Origin of the sequence: uncultured Dysgonomonas sp. (assembly GCF_900079725.1) — a bacterium.
In the GTDB taxonomy this organism is placed as follows: Bacteria; Bacteroidota; Bacteroidia; order Bacteroidales; family Dysgonomonadaceae; genus Dysgonomonas.
Genome location: NZ_LT599032.1, coordinates 3,709,835 through 3,727,263, shown reverse-complemented (window position 1 = coordinate 3,727,263; position 17,429 = coordinate 3,709,835). Strand labels below are relative to the sequence as shown.

Here is a 17,429-nt window from a genome sequence, read left to right as displayed (position 1 = left end):
TTAATAAATAACATACTATATATAAATCAGATACATCATTTCAAGAAAAGTAGCGGAGTTGTCTTTTATTACAATTATCAATAACATGAAAATATTTATCTTTACATTATGATTTCCAACAAAATTACTCCCGAAGAATTATGGTCAAGGCAGCAAATGAATAATCTTGATGTAGACTATGATTTTTGGAATAAGAAAAGAGAATCAATACAGGAATTTTCGCTAATGAGCCCGAGTTGTATTTTTACAGTTGATGTATTTAAGAAAAGATATGACTTTGCTTCTGAAAATTTCGCTCTTCTCTTTGGCTATAATCCGGGGCAGATAAGATCGATCAGGAAGCAAGGTGATTTACTGGAAGAGCGAATCCACCCTGATGACAGAGCTCAGTTGTTAGACTTTCAGATCGAACACGGACAGTTCATATATTCTCTTCCATCCGAATGCAGAAATGATTATCAGCAAATGTTTCAGATTCGCATTCGAAATACAAAACAGGAATATATAAATGTAATCAGCCGCCAGCAGGTCATTCAGAAAGATAGGTGTGGCAAGGCATGGATTATTATGGGAGTTATGGATATATCTCCGAATCAAATACCTGTCGATAAAGTAAAACGAACAGTTATAAATAGAAAAACAGGAGAAATAATCACTTCATCTTTTATATCTGCAGATAAACAATTAACTAGTCGGGAAAAAGAAATCCTGCTATTAATCAGCAAAGGTTTTCTAAGTAAAGAGATAGCTGATAAGCTGAAAATTAGCATCTACACAATTAATAATCATCGTAAAAAAATTCTGTTGAAGCTGGGAGCTAATAATGCTATAGAGGCACTTAACTGCGCTAAGAATTTTGGTCTTATCTGTTAACTTTATTCAAGACGAACTCAACCATTTCATATCTGCCATGCGAGGTGCGATTGTATAGTAAATTTCTTTGTTCATACTATATTATTTACAGGCTTAATAGCTATAAATAGCTATTTATTACAGGCAAACAATATACTAATTTTGTAATCCTTTTAGCACCGAAATTTCTTATACTATCGCCCCAAAGATTGTTACAATATGGTATTTAATAAAACAGAAAAGCAGGAACAGGAGTATTTAAATAAGGTTATAACCTTAATAAAGCGTATGATTAGCCAGACAGATACATCCGTTAAGGAGCATGTAGATACATTGCAGGAGTATAAGGATTATTTATGGTCGAATAAGGATATCGACCCTCACGAAATCCGTTCTATGAGAGAAAGTATTCTAAATCATTTTGCTATTGGAGAGAGTGTTATTGACAAACGGAAGCGTCTGGGTAAAATAATAGATATTCCTTATTTTGGCAGAATAGATTTCAGAGAGAAAGGAGAGAGTGAAAATCCAACTCCTATCTATATCGGCATACATACATTTTATGATACTATCAATGAAATAAACCTTATATATGACTGGCGGGCTCCTATTTCAAATATGTTCTACGACTATGAATTAGGGGAAGCTGTTTACCATTCTCCGACAGGACAAATAGAGGGCGATATATCACTCAAACGTCAATATCGTATCCGGAAGGGAAGAATGGAGTTTATGATTGAAAGTTCCCTCACCATCCATGATGATATTCTTCAGAGAGAACTCCGCTCCGGCACAGATGATAAGATGAGAAATATTGTGGCAATGATTCAACGGGAACAAAATCGGATTATTCGCAATGAAGAAGCACAAACACTTATAATACAAGGGGTAGCAGGATCAGGAAAAACATCCATAGCCTTGCATCGTATCGCTTATCTTCTATACACGACGAAAGGGAACATCTTATCAAAAGACATACTGATTATTTCTCCCAACAAAGTCTTTGCCGATTATATATCAAATGTACTTCCCGAGCTGGGAGAGGATAGTGTTCCTGAAACCAGTATGGAGCAGATATTATCGGAGGTATTAGATAACAAATATAAATACCAAACCTTTTTTGAACAGGTGAATGAATTACTCTGTGAGCCTGTCCCCGGTTATATCGAACGAATACGATACAAAGCAACTTTAGGTTTTATCTCTCAGCTTGACCGCTTTATCCTTCATATAGAGAACTCTTACTTTAAAGCTACAGATGTAAAACTGACAAAGCAGATTACGATCCCTGCTGATTTTATAGATAAACAATTCCGAAGATTCAGTCGATATCCAATGCGCCGAAGGTTCGGGGCAATGACCAGTTATATTGTCGAAATATCGGAAGTCCGATATCGGATTACTATTACCACAGCAGAACGAAATATACTCAAAAAAGAGATAAGTAAAATGTTCGCCGGCAATAACGACATCCAACTTTACAAAGACTTCTTTCAATGGACAGGAAACCCTGATATGTTTAAAATGCGTAAAAACAGGACATTGGAATACTCCGACCTTGCGCCTTTAGCATATCTTCGCAATGCTCTGAATGGATGCAATACACAATCCCGGGTTAAACATCTCCTGGTAGATGAAATGCAGGACTATTCACCTATACAATATCGTATTTTACAGAAGCTTTACCCTTGCCGCAAAACAATATTAGGAGATGCTGGCCAGTCGGTAAATCCTTACGGTTCATCTTCAGCAAACATGATCAGGGAAGTACTGACAGCTGGAGAAATAATGAAACTTTGTAAAAGTTACCGTTCAACCTGTGAAATCACCAATCTGGCACAGAACATACGAACCAATAACGAATTGGAAACGGCTGCAAGACACGGAGAACAACCAAAAATCCTAAAGTTCGAGAACCAAGAGGAAGAAATACACTATATCTCTGATTTGATTTCTACTTTTAAAGATTCAGCATACAAATCGCTTGGTATAATCTGTAAGACAGAATTACAGGCGAAAGAGATGTCTGAAAAGCTCAAAGTATATAGCAACGATATATATTTCCTCTCAAATCAGAGTTCAGCCTTTATACAAGGCATCATCATCACTTCGGCACATATGGCAAAAGGACTGGAATTTGATGAAGTTATTATACCTCAGGCCGACAATGAAAATTATCAATCAGAAATCGGCCTGGGTATGCTCTATATCGCTGTTACCAGAGCAATGCATAAACTGACATTGACTTATTGCCATGGTATCTTCCCTAGTAATGTCCTACACAATTAAACAACTTTATGAATTCAACCCCTTTAGATTATCATATGCAGATGTCATCAAAGTACAGGATATATCTTTATAACATATCCCCCACCCGGAGCCATCGAAACAGGCAATTTACGATCTACGGGAATGTCAATAACCTCTTTCTTATAATCGCGGGCAGCTTTATCGGCATTTACCCCATCCTTAAATACTTCACCTTTAAACTTGCCTTCACCCAGAAAAGACAAATCCAGTTCAAGGCTTCGTGCATCCCAGTTAGTCATGGAGCCGACATACCATACATCTCCTTTTTTACGGGCAATACTTATATATTTTCCTATTTCCCCGTTCAATGAAATTGTGTTATCCCAAATAGTTGGCACTGAGGCGATATATTCTGTGCATTCTTTCTCCTGCATATAATTGGATGGGTTATCGCAAAGCATATTCAGAGGGGATTCGAATATGATATATTGTGCAAGTTGGCGGCAGCGCGTACCCTGACTCATGGCTTCACTATACACAGACTTGTAATTACTCTTAGTCGCGTTACGCATTGCTCCCTGAGTATAGTCTACCGGGCCGGCAACCTGACGGATAAACGGCATTGTAACATCATAAGTTACCTGATCTGTATCTGCATCCCATTTCATCTGCTCCAGTCCGAACACACCCTCGAAATTGATAACATTGGGGTAAGTGCGTTGCAATCCCGTCGGTTTATATGTACCATGATAGTCCATCAGCATTTTGTACTTCGCTGCAATCTGAGCTCCTCTGTGATGAAAGTCCACCATCAGCTGATCGTCTCTATCCATAAAATCCACCTTGAATCCTTTTATTCCCATTTCGGAATAATGCTTACAGATACCCTCCATATCACGATTGAGCGCCCAATATCCTGCCCATAAAATAAGCCCTACATTTTTCTTGCCGGCATAATCTATCAGTTCTTTCAGGTTTATTTCCGGAACAACCTGCATTAGATCAGCCTGCAGGTTCACCGCCCATCCTTCATCCAGAATAACATATTCAATCCCGGATTTTGAAGCGAAATCAATATAATACTTGTAAGTTTCGTTATTTACTCCTGTCTTAAAGTCCACACCATGCAGATTCCAGCTATTCCACCAGTCCCACGCTACTTTTCCCGGCTTCACCCACGAATAATCTCCATGGGCAGGACTCGCAAGTTTATATACCATATCGTTATTGGTCAGCTCATAATCTTCCGATGAGATGATTACTGCACGCCACGGAAATTCTGTAGCCCCGTCAAATTTTGCAATATAAGGTTTTACGGAATGCACTTCGCCCTGTAACATATTATGGCCACCTTGCTTAATTTCATCCGGATAAGGGGCAAATACGCCGGAGAGAGTATTACCTCCTGTCATATTATACAGGTACATACCCGGATAATTCATTAAATCGGCCTCTGCCAAACATACCTTTTTTCCGTTAGCACCTTCAACAACCAATGGTGAAAAAGCCAAACGCCCTTTTGTCCATTCAGATAAGAAACTATGTTCATATATATTTTCAAACGAATTATAAAACTGCATTTCAAAAGTTGTGTTCTGATAGCCGGTTTTGGCTCTCTTCGACTGATTATCCCTCACATAAGGAATAAAGGCTTTGGTATCGCCAGGGAAATTGAAATCGGCTTGTTCGTTTACAACTACAAAAGGTTTCTTCGACGTAGACACAAAACGATAAGCAATACCATCATTATATGCCCTGAATATGACACTGTAGTCTCCCTTGAATTTTAAGGAAAGTTCATTGTAATGATCTTCGATCTTATTTTTTTTATAAATAAAGGCGTCGATAGTTTGATTTATTGTCCGTGTCGATGATTTTTCCAATTTAGCATTGACGCCATAATTAAATCCGTCGCCTAGAGTCATGGTGGCAGTAGATTTGTCGAGCATCATATCTCCTTGATGAAACACTGAATACCCTATGGTTTTACCTATAGATATATTAACTTCAATCTTGCTATCAGGTGATTTCAGCGTAAATTGCTTCTGCGCCAGGATATTCACCTGACAAAGAACTAAGCTTATCAATAGAATTAAATATTTATTATTTCTCATTGGTTTATTATATTCTTATTTATAAATAATTATTTGGAAAACAAGCTGAATTAAATAATTAATCGCAATTAAGTAATTGGAAGAATTAGTTGTCGTAATTTGCCATGCTGAGGAACGAAGCATCTCGTGTCTTTAGAATCGAGATCCTTCCCTGTGGTCAGGATGACATACGACAGTAAATATTTTAGATTACTTAATAATACATTTCATACTTTTTCAACTCTACATTTCCTCTTTTAATTAATCGTTTATTTTTCAAGCACATATCATAAAAAGGTAACAAAGGTGACAGATATATTAGTCATCAGTTATCAACTTGTATCTCGTGTCTTGTCTACTCGTATCTTATATAACTTAAAACTTACGACTTGTTAAAAAGTAACAAAGGTTACAGTTTCTACTCATTTTACAACAGTAACTTTTTATCTTTCACATATCACATCAAATCATTTACATACAGATAATTAAATTCATTATTTATTACAAAATTCAAAGTATAAAAATCATATATATAAATATTTTATAATTGCTTCCGGGTTGTCTATATCTTGCTGCGGCTATTTAATAACCTTACTATATTCTCAACCGTTCTCTCCACATTTTCTGCACCTTTCCTCATTGCTTCCCCGATAGTCATTGCACCGGGCACAATCCCCAAAATAGCATCAAACCCCATACTGTACAACTGTTCGATTCCCTCTCCAATATACCCGGCAATAGCTATCACTGTTTTATCTGCCGCTTTTGCAGTCCGTGCCACCCCAAAAGGTGTTTTCCCGTATTGTGTCTGAAAATCGATACCACCTTCACCCGTAAATACTATATCCGCTTTTTGCACGATTTCTTTCAGGTTTGTATAATTAATGATGATGTCAACCCCTTTTTCCAAACGGGCATTGGTAAAGGCCAATAATCCGGCTCCCAAACCACCTGCGGCTCCGGCACCGGGTACATCTTTCACATCTTTTTTCAAGTCTTTGAATACAATTCCTGCATAATGTCCAAGTGCATTATCCAGAATCGTTACCATTTCAGCAGTTGCGCCTTTTTGCGGGCCAAAAACAAAAGACGCTCCGGTCTTGCCGCAAAGCGGATTTGTAACATCACAGGCAACTTCAATATCCACATCTTTCAACCTCGGGTCGAGTGAAGAAATATCTATCCTGTCCAATCTGGCTAGTGCAGCCCCTCCCGGGGGAAGTTCCCGTCCTTCCTTATCCAGAAATTTCGCTCCGAGTGCCTGAGCAAAGCCTGCTCCTCCATCATTGGTAGCACTCCCTCCTATTCCAAGAATAATTTTATGAACACCCCTGTCGAGACACGCTTTGACTAATTGCCCCGTACCATAAGTCGTGGTAATGAGTGGATTTTTCGTATCCTCATCTACAAAGTGAATTCCGCTGGCAGAAGCCATCTCAATGGCAGCAGTTTTGCCATTACCCATAATTCCATACCGTGCTTTCACTTGTTTACCCAAAGGGCCTGTAACATCCAGTTCATAGATAGTTCCGTTTGTAGCATCTACCAGCGACTGCATTGTACCTTCTCCCCCATCGGCCATGGGTACTTTTATACATTCCGCATAGGGTAAAACTTTCTTTATTCCGCGTTCCATGGCATCACAAACCTGCTTCGCAGTCATCGAGCCTTTAAATGAATCGGGAGCGAGAACAAAAACGGTATTTTTCATATATGATAAATATTTGTTTAAACTAAATTATATAAAGTATGCGATTGTATTGGGGTATTAAATATTCAATTTCATTAGTCATTTTTCGTGACTCGGCATAATCAAAATAAATTTTGCTTCTGCTCTCGCTACTTAAAACGTTCAATTTCATTAGTCATTTTCTCACAATGGCATAATTCAAATAAATTTGATTCTGCCTTCATTGCTTAACGAAAATGTTCAATTATTCTATGCATTTTTTCTACGCGGAATTAAAATTCCTTGTGTTCCTTTTGGCCAAAGCCCCAAAAGGAACCAAAAATGCTTTAGCACCCGCTTCAATGGCCGACCCGTTAACAGCAGAGACGACTAAACGAAAAAACTCGCTCCAAGGTTTGTATAATCCGTATACTTGGATAAGCTCAAACACGTTTTCGTTTTTTAGCCTTTCTCTTCTGACGGGTACCCGTCCATGAAGCATACGGCGCCAGGCTGACGCATATTTAATTTCTCAAAGGGCTTCGCCTTATTCGTGCGTCAGCAGACGCGCATTAGTTCCGCAGGCGGGGTACCCAATCCGTTGCAGACGGCGTAGAATCAAACGGGGCGATAGCCCGTGTGTTTGATTCAGTCGGCAAAACGGTTTTGGGTCGCCGAGGAACGAAGCGCTAGCTTTTTGCTTACTTTTGGGCAATGCCAAAAGTGAGGATAAGCCCGGGAGGGCGCGGCAGGATTGAGCTAAAATTCCCAATATAAATTAAAAGTAGAATTATGTCGAGAAGATTAGAACATTTTCGTTAAGCAATGAAGGCAGAATCAAATTTATTTGAATTATGCCATTGCGAGAAAATGACTAATGAAATTGAACTATTCTATATAACAATAAACATTATTCATTCCTCAAAATATAAACCCATACAGAATTGTAGAAACAATTGTCATAACCCCACCTATAATGGCTTCATACGGAACAACTTTCATACGCTCCTTAATCGACATATACATCGAACCTGCCGTTACATGAAAATAATTCCCCTGAGGAAGCTGATCTATCACCGTTGCCCCTGTGTGCACCATCACCGCCGCTGCAATAGGTGCCGTCCCTATATCAAGAATAGCTTTACCAAAAGAACCCGAAGCTAATATCACCCCTGTGGATGTTGAAGCGGTTGCTGCCGCCATCAATACACCTGCAATAGGGGCAAGAAACGTTCCGGAAATTCCGGATTCATTGATAAGAGCCACAATCCTTACAGATAGATCCGATGCGGATATCAATCCGGCTATCGCTCCCGCACCTATCAGTATAAGCACAGTTGCCGTCATACGGTTCATACCACTTGCTGTATAATCGAGTATTTTCTTTGCCTTTCCCATTGCCATTAACCCTATTATCCCGGCTATAGGGAGTACATACATCGCATCTAGTTTCAGGCTTTGCAATGCAGGTATCCCAAAGATAGAACCAATAGGATTAATCATTAACAGTAATATCGCAACAGCCGGTGCTACAATCGCTTTGCGAAAAGGGGGATAATCCGAGGTATCGGCAGGTATTTTTATATCACTGTCCTTTATCTCCGATCCTTTATTCTTAATCATTGTAGCCACAAAAACAGTCACAAGCAATCCGAAAACCGCAGGGATAAAGCCATAGAGCATGACATCACTCAACTCTACCCCAAAGCCATTGGCAACAGCAATAGAATTCGGGTTGGGAGATATTACATTACCAGCCTTCCCTCCGCCCGAAAGAGCTAAAAGAAGGGCTATCTTGGAAAACCCCATTGTTTTAGCTACTGACAAACCAATCGGGGCAACAATAAGCACTGCTACCGGGATAAATACTCCTACAGCCGTGATTATCATAGTCGCCAAGGCAAGGGCAAGAATGGCTTTACTGCCTCCGAGTTTCCTTACGATAGTCTGCGCGATGGTTTCCGCAGCACCTGAGTCCATCATGACCCCGGCCAGCACCCCGGCTGCCAATACCCTGACTACAATACCGATAATGCTTTGCGTTCCATTAATAATAATGGTAGTCGTTTGCAGGAAATCCGCTCCGCCGATCAGGGATCCTATTATCGCACCCAGAAATAAAGAATAAACAGGATTCAGCTTTTTTAAAATCAGGATGATCGCTATCGCCAGACCGATCAAGGCTCCATACCAGTCGATGGTTGCTGCTTCCATATATAGTTTATTTCAGATTCTTAATCCTTATGTTTTTAAACTTAACAGGCGAACCATGTCCCAGAAAACCTATATGCCCCTTTTTGTTGAATAGTCCCGGATGGTTTTTCTTATCAGGTATCCCGTTTTTAGTAGCTTCTCTTATATTTCCGTCAAGGATAACAGTTCCGTTAAGAGTTATCTTTATGTTGTCGCCATTAGCGATAACTTCCTGATAATTCCATTCTCCGACAGGCTTCAGATACCCTCTTTTGGCCGGAATAATACCATAGACCGAACCATGGTACTGATACACGGCAAGATTGCTGTACACAGGAGCTTCATTGTCGAGAATTTGTAGTTCCATACCCACATAAGCGGCATCACCTTCCATCGGGGTACGAATACCCAAACCATTATTGGCACCAGGGGTCAACTGAAATTCGAAACGGAAAATAAAGTTGGAAAATTCTTCTTTCGTATATAGATTTCCTCCGTGAGCGCTGCTCGGATGCAGCGATATACAACCATTCTCCAAAATATAGTCAGTTACATTACCTGTCCACTGGTCCATAGTAGTACCGTCAAAGAGTATAAGATACCCCTCCTTTTTTTCTTCATCCGGTAGTAGGAAAGGTTTAGGTGGAACTAAACTACTCAGATGATCGCGAATAGCCTGTTTCTGGTATTCAGCATCCGGATTATTAAGAACAAGGATGACCTTATTTAATAAATCTTCTACGTTTTTCCCTGCAAAATCTTTATTGGCCAGAGCTATAGTCATTACAGCCTGGGCAGCTTCCTGTTGCACAGACGTGTCATCTAGATATTTTCCTGCCGCCAGCATTGCGGGATATACGTTGGTCTTACCAAGCTGGGTTAATATAGATTTCTTTTGCACAGTGGTTCTGGCCAGCGACAAGGCATTGTTAAGATATCCAAACCGTTCTTCCGCCTTGATCTGAGGGTTAGAGACAAGCCCTATATATCCTGACAAGGAACGGTCGAAATAAGCGGACAAGCCGGAATCTTTACAGATAGCCAACAAGTCTTTCGCAGCCTCAATACCTTTCCAGTCGAGCAACGAACGGAAAGCAACTTCCTGAGCTTCGCCAGTAGAATTTTTGAAGCCTTCGGATATTATTTTTAAAGCCTGTTTATCTCCGGTAGCGGCTAAGACTGGATAATACAGATATTTTTTATCTAAAGAAGTTTTATCCATCTGGTTAATAACCAAAGTCACCTGCTTATCTGCAGGATATTCCGATAATGAATTTATTATAGCTTGCTGAACCGGGGAAACGAAAGATGCATCGGATTTCTCTAGCAATCCATACAGACCGGATAAGTTACCGGAGGTACTGACATCTTTCAGCGCTGCATAGGCTGCCGCTTTTACATCTTGTGAATCCGATGTCAATAAGCCGAATACTATATCACCATATTTCGATGCTTTTCGGGCTGCCAGTAATTCCAAGGCGGCAACTTTCCCGTCATTGGTCGCCTTATCCATTACGGGAACAATAGCAGCAGAGATATTTCCATTCGTAGATAACAGGCCATTTTTAGCCATCGACACAACTTCTTTATCATCAGATGCCAGCAAATCCGCTAAAGCCAGTATAGGTTTATGCCCTCCGATTCTGACCAAAACATCTATCGTCGCATTTTTCAGTACCATATCATTGTTTCCTAACTGCTCAATGAATATATCTGTAGCGAAGGAACCTATTAATGCTTTCTTCTTTTCATCTGCGCACTCCTGTAAAATCCAGTTGGTAATATCTGTTTTTACTGCCGGCTGTGCTTTTTGCATCGTCTTTAATAGTTCTTTATACATATTTCCGGAAGCAAATTCCGATGCAAAATTCAGAGCAGCAAACCTATAATTCCTATCATCCTCTTTCAGTGCAGCCTGTAATAATTTTAACGCATCGCCGGGATTGGCACTCATCAGTATTTGCAAAGCGGCTTCACGTGTATGTCTCTGACCTGCTTTTTCAGCTTTTTTCATTAAATCATTCGCCGCCTTGGTCACATCTTTTGTGTCACCCTTATCAAGTAATCTTTTCAGCAGAGCGATGTAAGCCTCTGTCGCCCCTGATTTATCTACCGCATAACCCGCCTTCTCCGCAGCTAAGGACAAATCTTTTAAAGAAGCCTTTGATCCGCAACGGCTTAAAGCATACATTGTGGCTTTCCGTATATCATCGTCCTTATCATTGCTCAATATAGCAAGCAATTTTCCTTCCGCGTCTGCTATTTGCATTTCAGCGATAGCTTCGATAATATCTTTTTTCGTCTTTTGATTAGCCACCGTAGTAAGAGCGTTCAGCAGAGCCTTGGCCGCATCGTCGGATTTGATCGAAACCAATGCACGGCAGGCCGGGCCACTTAAAGATTCATCACTAATAAACGACGACAGCTTCTCTATAGCTTCATCTTTTCCTACGATTTGGAGCTGACGAATAATAAAGGCTTTGACATCCTTATTATCAGTCATATCCAATGCTTTTATATAAGCATTAGAAACAGTTATACGATTTGCATCCTGTCCCTCAGCAGAAACATAGTAGGAAAGCCCGTTCAGGGCATATTCCACCTGAGCATTGCTTCCTTTACCGGGAGGGTTTATCATTTTTATCAGTTGAAAAACACCTTCTTCTTTTGTCGAAGCCAGATCATTTAACAGCAGATTGTATTGTTCCGCATTCTGAGCGGGCATCTGTGCCAGAACATCAGCAACGATAGTCTCAACCGTTCTCCCCACCGGAGTCTGGCAAACAGCCATGAGACAATATATATAAGCTAAACATAATAAATATATCTTTTTCATAAAAATCACTTTAAGATTAAACCATTATATATTCCACGGAGAGCGCATTGGCTGATCCACCAGACGGTTTGCCGCTTCATCATTGATAAACTCAAGTTTCACCGGATCGAAATGCAATGTGCGGTTTAACCTTAATGCCACAAGTCCCATATTCACAATAGTTGCAGACCTGAATCCGTTTTGCTCGTTGAGGGCAAATATTTTACGGGTTTTCACACTTTCTATAAAGTCTGTGACCTGAGCTTCCGGTTCAGGGTAGTCAGCCAGTTTTTTCTCCCAATCAGGGATATCACATACGAAATTCTTGTATACATTTCCCTTAGGGCCTGATATATAAGGAGTATCAGGGTTTCCATAATCGCCTCCCCACAATACTATCTGGCAACCATCATCGTAGGTATAAGTTATAGAGCGCCAGACTCCAATGGCATCGGGGTGCTGCTGAGGTGCATCTACTTCCACTTTCACAGGGCTTGTATGGTCTTTACCCAAAAAATACTGAACGGGGTCTATGTAATGCTGTCCCATATCACCTAATCCTCCGCCATCATAATCCCAATAACCACGGAATGTACTATGAACACGGTGAGAGTTATATGGTTTGTACGGCGCGGGCCCGAGCCACATGTCATAATCCAGTTCTTCAGGAACAGGTTGCGGTTCGAGATACTCCTTTCCTACCCAAAAGAATTTCCAGTCGAATCCTGTATGTTTACTTATCGTTACTTTCAACGGCCAGCCTAACATACCACTCTGTACCAACTTCTTTAATGGCTGGACTGGGGTTCCCAATCCATAAAAATTATCCTTGAAACGAAACCATGTATTCAGCCGGAACATGTTTCCATATTGTTTTACAGCTTCCATCACCCTTTTACCCTCTCCTATAGTACGGGTCATGGGTTTTTCGCACCAAATATCTTTTCCAGCTTTGGCAGCTTCTACCGACATGATACCATGCCAGTGCGGAGGTGTCGCTATATGGACAATATCGACATTTTTATCCATAATGAGATCCCTGAAATCATGATATGCCGCTATTTTGTCTGTGACAAGGTTTTTACCTAATTCCAGGTGTTTCTTATCTACATCGCAAACTGCGACTAAACGTGTACCAGCATATTTAAGATGCCCGCGTCCCATATTTCCTGTACCAATTATGCCCTTAGTCAGTTGGTCGCTGGGGGCTATATAGCCATTTCCCAGCACTTGCCGGGGAATGATTGTCAGAGCAGTGAATGCCCCTAAAGTTTTTAAAAAATTTCGTCGGTTAGTTTTCATAATATCTGCTAATTATATTTCATGGTTTTAGTGTTTCATGGTCCAGGATTTCAAGATTTATAATATAAGCCGTTTCTCAATACTGCTTGCATTAAATAATTTGTAGACTGTAGACTCTTCCTTTTTTGAACTCTATTTAATACATATATCTACAAAATATATAAAGCCTGCTACATCTGAGTATATTATCTATAATCAGATAGGAACGATCATTGAGAAAAGAGGGAAGTACAGATTCTATATCTGTACTTCCTCAAAGATAAGATTATTTCCGTTACCGTTGAACGATAATTTTCAGTTTACACTTTCTTCCATAGAGTTTTGTTACCCCTGAATAATCGAATCCGGCCAGTCCCGCAGCAGAGTAGAATGCTTCCGGAGATTTATTGGCTATACCTGCACCCAGACCCGTCGTTACATCTTCTATCTTATTATTTGAAGATAAAACATCCGAATCATCACCTGCTTGTACTACTTTCATAACTCCGAATTTATTTTCTGCCGTTCGAAAAGCAATATAAGTTCCATTCGTTATTTGTAAAACAGCAGGGCTGGCAGATGTACCAGAATTCGTTCTCTGTGGAAGAGAACGTAAATCTGTAGTAGTACTGTAAACCGGAACATAACCAGCAAGTAGGTTTAATAATTCATATGCCTCCCAGTTCCCAGTAGTTGTTTCAAAAAAATCATCCAAATTCATCGATGTGACGAGATCTGTTGTTATGATCTTGAACTGAGTTCTATTTCTATTTACAGTAGTAAACCAATCTTTATCTAATTGACGTCCTACCGGACCTCCGTCAAGACGATCAGCAGATACATATGCAAAGCCTCTATTGCCTACCCGATTAAGAAATCCACCATCAGTAATATTAGTATTTCTCCAAATATTCACAAAAGCAAAATCCACACTTCCTGAAGAAACAGATATGACATCAGAAAGAGACAAGATATTTTTTACTGAACCTCCCACGTTTATTCCCTCTATTGAGAATAGATACGGTTGAGATGCACCAGGAAGAGGGTTTGCTCCAGAGTAGCATTCCCATTCCGGAGCCATCTCCACATTATCAAATATATAAGCTCTGCCCGGAGGTATTCCTGTTATCCCTTTAATATTCACGAAGTGTACTTTCTCCACATTCCTGATATCGATAGCTTTAATCATAACCGCGTCAGCCCTTTCATCGTCTACTGTAATAGAGAATTGGAATGATTTTTCTTTATCGTTCGATACAGCAATATTCTTTACATCCTGAAGTTCAAGATACGGTGATTTCTGAACCAAACCGTAGCTCAAGGATTTAAGCCCCTCAATGGAAGATACTACCCCCTCCAACGAAACAGTACCATTTAACTCTACAGATTCGATCTCGGCCGGATCTGTTGTGATTTTCGGAGGTATTCCTGTTATCTTTTCAATAGGAATATTCTGTATTACTTGTTTTACATAAATATCATTAGCCACAATCGCAATACCACCTGCATCTTCAGCACTTACAGGAACTTCGATAGAGAAACTATAAGTGTTAGGAAATTCAGCCAGCTTCACATGCACTCTTTTGTTAGCATCTATCTCCTCATATCCGTCTGCCGTTTTACGCAAAAGAGTCCCATAAATATTCCGTAATCCATTAGGGGCAGTAACAGTACCTTCTACTACTTTGTTGGTATTTATATCCACTTCGCTATACGCTGTTTCAGTTGTCAGGCTTACTGTAGGAGGCGGATAAGCATTATCATCCAGATAATTGGTCGTTTTATCGTCATCGCTGCAAGCCATAAAAAGGGCAGCTACTATAAACGAAACACACAATAACTTATATCTGATATATAATAGATTTCTTTTCATATTAATTCATTTTTAGTCATTAATTAGTCTCTAAAGTTAACGTCGTGATAATCGGTAAATGATCTGATAACTGGGTAACCGGGGTGTAGGAGTCTACAATTTTCCAGACATTAGATGCCGGATAACAAAATATATAATCGATCTTAGATTTTGGGCTCTTGGCCGGAATCGTAAAATCCATTGCACTCACCTGCATCCAGTTTTTCATACCAGTGGCAATTTCATCCGAATCAGGTTTGGCATTAAAATCACCACATAGTATGATCGGTGTTTCAATCTTCATCAATTGTTGATTAATGAAATCTACTTGTGCCCTTCTCACTGCCGAGGTTGTATAATCGAGATGGGTACAGGCAAAAGTGATTGATTTTCCTTCAGATAATTCTACTTCTCCCGTTAAAAGCGCCCGCCGCTCTTTTGCTCCTTCCGGCATTGGTAAGAATATACGCTGCGACTGACTGATAGGATATTTACTAAGTATACCAATACCATAATATCCGCCGGCGTAATCGATTGTTCTACCGTAAAGGGATAGCATTCCTGTACGAAAGGCCAGTTCCGATATGAAATTCTTACCATTCTGGTGCGGCACCCTTGTTCTCGAAGTATTTACATCCACCTCCTGTAAGGCAACGATATCAGGATTTTCTTTCTTTATAAATTCAGCAAATTCTTCTAATGAAGCCAATTCTCCAAAACGGAGATTATAACACAACACTTTAAGCTGAACTTTATCCTGTGCCAGGGAATTCACTGCTGAAAAAGAAAGGATTATCAGTATATATATACGAAAGTCAAATATTTTCTTCATTTGTCTTTTCATTTAAGTAATTCAATCTGAACAAGAAAGCTTTTAATATCTCCTGATATGGCAGTTTCACTCATGTCTCTCAGTTTCCATTTTGATGATCCAAGAATATATATACAATATTCGCTCGATTTATTTGCATTGTCTATAATATTCAGCATATAAGAATCTTTTGTTAAAGCAGTACTTAGCGACGACTCTAATTTAGATGTGAGAGATCTCTTAACAGTACCGACAACCAACGTGGAAACAAATAAGTTATTCTTTATGGAACTGACGGCTGCTGCGATCTGATCATCTGAAGTGAAAGTAGCAGAAGAGAACCTCATCTTCAATGACGAAGTAAATGGAATCTCTGCCTGAAACATCCAACAATCAGTGGTCAAAACCGTTTGTTGCATATCACTTAATGCCAGCCCGAGAAGTATCGTATTTCCCAGATACTCGCTACCGGTTTTTCCTCCAGGGACAAAATAAGGCATATAAAGAGACTGATACGCAACTTTCGCAGCAGGATTCAACATCTCCGTAGCCGAAAAAGAAACATTCGTATTGTTCAGCAAGATTGCATTTTGCTCTGTTGCCTTTATCTTATTTACCACGGAACTATAATTCGCATTTGGAAAGAGGTTTCCTGCTGATAAATCGGATATCACCAAAACCTTGGCGGTCCTGTTCTTATCCCATACATCATCCTTTCCGCCTCCACCACCATCGCCTCCGTCATCACCACTATCGGAAGAACAAGCAAACAATAGCACCGATAACAGTATTCCTATCAGTTTTATTAAATCTTTCATATCCGGGTTATTTATTATATTCAACATCTGTTACCAAGGCGCAATGATCAGAAATCCCTGTTTCTTTCAATATTTCATAGGATTTTACAGTCCATTTTCCTGTAGGTTTAGCAAAAATATAATCGATCTTACTTGTAGGAATTGCCGGGAAAGTCGGGAAATTATTACAAATCCGTTGCCAGTTAGACATTCCCTGCACAATAGCATTTTCTCCGGGTTTGGCATTAAAATCCCCTGCCAATATAGTAGGAAATGAATTTCCGACATATGAGTCCAACTGGCGCGCCATATCTAAACGCACATTATCCGTTGAATGGTCGAGATGAGTCGCCGCCACCCGCACTTTTTCGTTGCTTCCGGGTAATATTACATCAATATAGAGAACGGTTCGCTTTTCTTTCATATCGGCAGAACTGCTAGTCAACGGGTTATTGGATATTTTCTGTATCGGATATTTTGACAGAATAGCAACCCCATATTCCCCCTGTTGATAAACTATGGCCGGGCCAAAAGCGGAAAACATCCCCATCTCCGCAGCCAACTCTGTTGTAAAATCTTTCCCTCCATTTCTTACAGTAAAGTAATCCACTTCCTGCAAGATGATAAAGTCCGGATTATGCTTCTTGATCAAAGTTGCAAATGGTTTAGCTGAATAATTAACCATCTGCCCCGACATGCGGGTGTTGAAATTCATCAGCCTGAATGATGTCTGCGCCATAAGCATACCATTGGCCAGCAATCCTAACAAAGCACAAATAATTAAATATCTAATTTTGTTCGTCATAATCATTTATT

At 39.9% G+C, this 17,429-nt stretch carries 11 protein-coding genes; 2 read left to right on the top strand and 9 right to left on the bottom strand.

All coding sequences use genetic code 11. The annotated features are described in order from the left end of the window. Positions 1–108 precede the first annotated feature (108 nt). Both QZL88_RS15550 and QZL88_RS15545 read left to right on the top strand, forming a co-directional pair. Complete coding sequence (locus tag QZL88_RS15550; protein WP_296942591.1) at positions 109–873, top strand: LuxR C-terminal-related transcriptional regulator; 765 nt, start codon at positions 109–111, stop codon at positions 871–873. A 198-nt stretch (positions 874–1,071) separates the two neighbouring features. Further along, a complete protein-coding gene (locus tag QZL88_RS15545) occupies positions 1,072–3,141 on the top strand; it encodes a UvrD-helicase domain-containing protein (protein ID WP_296942589.1) in 2,070 nt (689 codons plus the stop codon). Positions 3,142–3,188: 47 nt separating this feature from the next. Here QZL88_RS15545 and QZL88_RS15540 read toward each other — a convergent pair whose 3' ends face one another. The 9 genes from QZL88_RS15540 to QZL88_RS15500 all read right to left on the bottom strand — a co-directional run bounded on the left by QZL88_RS15540 (position 3,189) and on the right by QZL88_RS15500 (position 17,418). Continuing rightward, entirely contained in the window at positions 3,189–5,216 is a 2,028-nt protein-coding gene (locus QZL88_RS15540; protein WP_296942587.1) for a glycoside hydrolase family 97 protein, read from the bottom strand. Positions 5,217–5,757: 541 nt separating this feature from the next. Next, complete coding sequence (locus tag QZL88_RS15535) at positions 5,758–6,906, bottom strand: glycerate kinase (RefSeq protein ID WP_296942585.1); 1,149 nt, start codon at positions 6,904–6,906, stop codon at positions 5,758–5,760. A gap of 879 nt (positions 6,907–7,785) precedes the next feature. Beyond that, on the bottom strand, positions 7,786–9,078 hold the full coding sequence (locus QZL88_RS15530) for an SLC13 family permease (protein WP_296942583.1): 1,293 nt from the start codon (positions 9,076–9,078) through the stop codon (positions 7,786–7,788). 7 nt (positions 9,079–9,085) lie between these two features. Next, positions 9,086–11,893, bottom strand: a complete 2,808-nt coding sequence (locus QZL88_RS15525) for a family 16 glycoside hydrolase (protein WP_296942581.1) — start codon at positions 11,891–11,893, stop codon at positions 9,086–9,088. Positions 11,894–11,917: 24 nt separating this feature from the next. After that, complete coding sequence (locus tag QZL88_RS15520) at positions 11,918–13,174, bottom strand: Gfo/Idh/MocA family oxidoreductase (protein ID WP_296942578.1); 1,257 nt, start codon at positions 13,172–13,174, stop codon at positions 11,918–11,920. A 274-nt stretch (positions 13,175–13,448) separates the two neighbouring features. Beyond that, positions 13,449–15,026, bottom strand: coding sequence for a hypothetical protein (locus QZL88_RS15515; protein WP_296942576.1), 1,578 nt, complete (start codon positions 15,024–15,026; stop codon positions 13,449–13,451). 19 nt (positions 15,027–15,045) lie between these two features. Then, complete coding sequence (locus QZL88_RS15510; RefSeq protein ID WP_296942574.1) at positions 15,046–15,837, bottom strand: endonuclease/exonuclease/phosphatase family protein; 792 nt, start codon at positions 15,835–15,837, stop codon at positions 15,046–15,048. 8 nt (positions 15,838–15,845) lie between these two features. Next, the gene (locus QZL88_RS15505) at positions 15,846–16,634 is read right to left on the bottom strand and encodes a hypothetical protein (RefSeq protein WP_296942572.1); all 789 of its coding nucleotides are present in this window, start codon (positions 16,632–16,634) and stop codon (positions 15,846–15,848) included. 7 nt (positions 16,635–16,641) lie between these two features. Then, entirely contained in the window at positions 16,642–17,418 is a 777-nt protein-coding gene (locus QZL88_RS15500; RefSeq protein ID WP_296942570.1) for an endonuclease/exonuclease/phosphatase family protein, read from the bottom strand. Positions 17,419–17,429: the final 11 nt, after the last annotated feature.